The sequence below is a fragment of the Streptomyces sp. HD genome, assembly GCF_028369295.1.
GTDB lineage: Bacteria > Actinomycetota > Actinomycetes > Streptomycetales > Streptomycetaceae > Streptomyces.
The window spans coordinates 1-2,003 of sequence record NZ_JAQMYP010000135.1 but is presented as its reverse complement, the minus strand read 5'-3'; the positions used below and the strand labels follow the sequence as shown (position 1 = coordinate 2,003).

1 protein-coding gene is annotated in these 2,003 nt (G+C 67.0%); it reads left to right on the top strand.

The window, feature by feature from the left end:
- Nucleotides 1–2,003, top strand: a 2,003-nt coding sequence (locus POF73_RS45625) for an alpha-L-fucosidase (protein WP_272125443.1), incomplete at both ends; no start/stop codon positions are given.

Sequence of the window (2,003 nt, the reverse complement as noted above, 5' to 3'; positions counted from 1 at the left end):
GCCTTCGGCAACGAGTGGTACCCGCGCAACATGTACCGGGCCGGAGACGGCGCCAACCAGCACCACATCGCGACCTACGGCCAGCCGTCGGCGTGGCCGTACCACAACTTCATCAACGGCGCTCAGGACCTGGCGGGCAACTTCGTGAAGTTCGCGCCGAAGCTGAAGTCGGCCGGCGGGAAGTTCGACCCCGACGAGTGGGTGCAACTCTTCGCCGACGCCGGCGCCAGGTTCGCCGGCCCCGTCGCCGAGCACCACGACGGCTTCTCCATGTGGGACAGCCAGGCCAACGAGTGGAACTCGGTGAACAAGGGCCCGGGACTGGACCTGCTGAAACTCTTCACCACGGCCATCCGCGCCAAGGGCCTGAAACTGCTGGTGGCCATGCACCACGCGTACAACTTCACCGGCTTCTACGAGTTCGCCCCCGCCCAGACGGACCCCAGCCTCAAAAAGCTGTACGGGCAGCTGGACTCGGCCGCGGCCAACCAGCTCTGGTTCGACAAGCTCAAGGAGATCATCGACCGCGCCCAGCCCGACATCCTGTGGCAGGACTTCAATCTGGACGCCGTCGACGAGCAGCAGCGCCTGAACTTCCTGGCCTACTACTACAACCAGGCGGGCAGCTGGGGCCGCGAGGTCGTCGCCACCTACAAGGACGGCATGAACGGCAAGGGCGAGGTCTTCGACTACGAACGCGGCGGCCCGGCCGACATCACCAGCCCGTACTGGCTGACCGACGACAGCATCTCCAGCAGCAGCTGGTGCTACACCCAGGGCATCGGCTACTACACGATCCAGCAGATGCTGCACTCCCTCATCGACCGGGTCAGCAAGAACGGCAACATGCTGCTGAACATCGCGCCGATGGCCGACGGCACCATCCCCCAGCCGCAAAAAGACATCCTGCTCGGCATCGGCGACCACCTGAAACGCTTCGGCGAGTCGCTGTACGCGACCCGCGCCTGGACGGCCTACGGCGAGGGCCCGACGAAGATGGGCGGCGGCTCCTTCACCACCCCGCACGCCGGCACCCCACAGGACATCCGCTTCACCCGCAACAAGGCCAACAACGCCCTGTACGCCACCGTCCTGGGCTGGCCCGGCAGCTCACTGACGATCAAAACCCTCGGCACGGACCGGATCAACCTCTCGCCGCTGACCTCGGTCAAACTCCTCGGCACCACCGCCGGCACCTACATCGACCTGCCCACGCCGACCCAGAACTCCTCCGGCCTCACCATCACCCTGCCATCCTCCGCGCCGTACAACGCGAACGCCTACGTCCTGAAACTCAGCTTCTCCGGCACCATCCCGGGCCTGCGGCCGCTCGCCGGCGCCATCGGTTTCAAGGACGTCAACTACACCGGCGGCCATGCCCTGCTCACCGTGGGCGAGCACACCGCGGCCGACCTGACCGCGACCGGACTGGGCGCGGCCACCCTCTCCTCCCTCCGGCCGGCCCCCGGCTACCAGGTGATCGGCTACACCGCAGACAACTTCACCGGCACCTCCTGGACCTTCACCGCCGACAACCCCGACCTCAGAGCCACCGGCAACAACGACCAGATCACCTCACTGAAGGTCCAGTTCAACCCGGCGACGTACTTCCGGATCACCAACGCCACCAACGGCCTCGCCCTGGACAGCGGCGGCAACGTCGCCTCCGGCGCCAACCTCAAGCAGTGGACCTGGGACGGCAGCAACAACCTCCAGTGGCACGCCGAGCCGGTCCCAGGCGGCTACTACCGGCTGGTCAACCGCACGAACGGCATGGTCGCCGACGGCTGGGGCGCCACCGACAACGGCTCTCCGGCCCGACAGGCCCCCTGGAACGGCGGCACCAACCAGCAGTGGAAGATCACCCACCGGAGCGGCGACAGCTACTCCATCGCCAACCGCACCACCGGCCTGGTCCTCGACGGCGGCGGCAACGCCTCCCCGGGCTCCGTCACCAAACAGTGGACCGACGGCAGCAGCACCAACCTGCTGTGGACCTTCAC